Annotated in this window: 3 protein-coding genes; 1 reads left to right on the top strand and 2 read right to left on the bottom strand. The window is 40.2% G+C overall.

Features of this window, described 5'->3' with window-relative positions; all coding sequences use genetic code 11:
• Window positions 1-192: hypothetical protein (locus NZM04_01580; GenBank protein ID MCS7062735.1), on the top strand; the 192-nt coding region annotated here is incomplete at its 5' end.
• 189 nt (window positions 193-381) lie between these two features.
• On the opposite strand, the gene NZM04_01575 is transcribed toward NZM04_01580, so the two are convergent.
• Both NZM04_01575 and NZM04_01570 read right to left on the bottom strand, forming a co-directional pair.
• Window positions 382-786 carry a hypothetical protein gene (locus NZM04_01575; protein ID MCS7062734.1) on the bottom strand — a complete coding sequence of 135 codons (405 nt, stop codon included), beginning with the start codon at window positions 784-786 and terminating at the stop codon, window positions 382-384.
• A complete protein-coding gene (locus NZM04_01570) occupies window positions 767-1,546 on the bottom strand; it encodes an RHS repeat-associated core domain-containing protein (protein MCS7062733.1) in 780 nt (259 codons plus the stop codon). The genes NZM04_01575 and NZM04_01570 overlap by 20 nt, the downstream gene beginning before the upstream one ends.
• Window positions 1,547-2,056 lie beyond the last annotated feature (510 nt).

Genomic DNA, 2,056 nt, shown 5'->3' with positions numbered 1-2,056 from the left:
CAGATAGCAGGTGTGTGTAATGCAGTTGCCTACCAGGTCGTATGTCCAGCTTTGGGTTTTGCTCGCGTTCGCGTTGTTAACCGTTCCGCATTGCACTTGGGTAACTTGCCCGATGTCGTCGTAGGTGTAAAGATCTTTTTTTGTGAAAATGTTATCAGCGGTTTGGATGATTATAGACGTATAGATGGGTGATCGATTGATCCCGGCAACGGGATGGCTGGCTTCCGTGCCGGCTCTGATTTTTCTACGATATTTGGGACAAGGCAGAGCTTGTCCCTCCCGAAAATAACCACGTCCACCAACCCCATGATTTATATATGTGGCGTTAGTTTCAACACATCTTCATTTCAATCAACTACTTCTCTACCACGTCCCCTTTTACTACTTATTAAAAACAACCAGCCCAGAACGTTCCTTAGTCTTATTTAAAAAAAATCTAATACCAAAATAAATAAAAAGCCATGGCAGAGTATATAATGCGGCGTATACCCACCCAAATAGTAACGCTGTCACGCGCTTGGCACCATCAGAGGAGTATGCACTTATTAAATCCTCTGTAGGATTCATATTCATCTGCTCTGCTAGGTGTTCATAGTGATAATATACAGACGCATTTATTAGAACCCACCCAATCATAACCATAAGCAGCCAAACCCATACGAGTGCAAATTGAAGCTTAAAATAATTAACTAAAAAAAATAGCGGTGGCACTAAAAAAAATAAAACCAAGAAGATTATATAAAGTAGATAATTCATTCTATTTCTATCACAAGCTGCCAATTCCATTTACATAATCTGTCCATGTATGAGATACATTGTATGGCGTCCCAGTTTCAAAACCAAGTATCGGCCAACCTGTATTTAATAAATCATAAGGCTTTTCAAATTTGTCATTCATCATTGATGTTAATGTGCAACTGTAAGAATACTCGCAGTTATCACAATCTGGAATAATCTTGCATTCATATTTCATTTCTAAGTGAATTCCTCCGATCCAAAAAACATTAGAATTTACGCCACCACTCTGCTTAACGTTGCCGTTTATTGTTTTTGCTTCTGCACCGGGACACTTCATTTTTTTTGCTTCCTTTTCCACATCCTTCTCTACCTCTTTTTTGGCTGCATCCCTTTCAGACTTAGTTGCTTGACTGACAATATCAGCGCATCCGGTTTGAACAAGAGATACATCACCACCACCATCCCGATAATCTTTCCACGCCGTCCCACTTGACCAACACAACCCCTCCGGATCCGTATAATTCACCGCATTATTCCCCACATATCTATACCAATTCACATCCCCGGCATCGAAGCCTATCGGATCCGGTTGCAAACAGCGGCCTTGGACAGTGCTATAGATGCGGTTTCTGTAATACCTAGCCGGTAACGGCGACCCTTCCTTCGAGGCGGAGGCCGCACTTTGTATAGGCTTGGGAAGCAAATCGCATAAGACCACTCCAAGCCTACCCGACGCGCCTACCAGAATTTTCTGATTTGTAAACTTTCCATAATTTTCTATTTCTTGATGTCCTATTTTTCGATGCATATTCATACCGCACCCTACGCAAAATCTTACTCAAACCTAATCTAATGTCAACTTAATTTTACTTCCAAACTGTGAGCCTTCCTCCAACATATATGAGCAATGCAACAATAAGAATTACCATAGAATACTTTCGCACCTTAATGTTATCAGGGCTCGTATCAAGAATAGAAATTACTATACTCATAAGCATGCCAAAACCTATGATCATGTCCAATACAGGCAGCAATGATCTATAAGTGCTTAAGGGGGGTGGAGGAGACAGCACATAAAGCGTTGTTATTAATAAAACAAGGCTAATGTAATATACCAATAATTTCTTATTCCTGCGTGAATCATATGCTAGTTTGATAAACCATATAATAAATAATGGCGTTGCACTAAAAAACGGCGGATGTTCAACAAAGAATTCTATAATGGCATTCATTTACAAGAACCTTTACATGATGATATAGACTGAATAATGTTTTGAGCACCTGTAGCATATTCTGCGTTCACTGCTTGAGTGCATGC

This window comes from Candidatus Methylacidiphilales bacterium, from assembly GCA_025056655.1.
Taxonomy (GTDB): Bacteria; Verrucomicrobiota; Verrucomicrobiia; order Methylacidiphilales; family JANWVL01; genus JANWVL01.
This window is presented reverse-complemented; position numbering and strand designations above follow the sequence as displayed.

Excerpts from the sequence above, each read along its gene's own strand:
- NZM04_01575 (MCS7062734.1), bottom strand. The coding sequence starts at position 786 with ATGGAATTGGCAGCTTGTGATAGAAATAGAATGAATTATCTACTTTAT.
- NZM04_01570 (MCS7062733.1), bottom strand. The coding sequence starts at position 1,546 with ATGCATCGAAAAATAGGACATCAAGAAATAGAAAATTATGGAAAGTTT.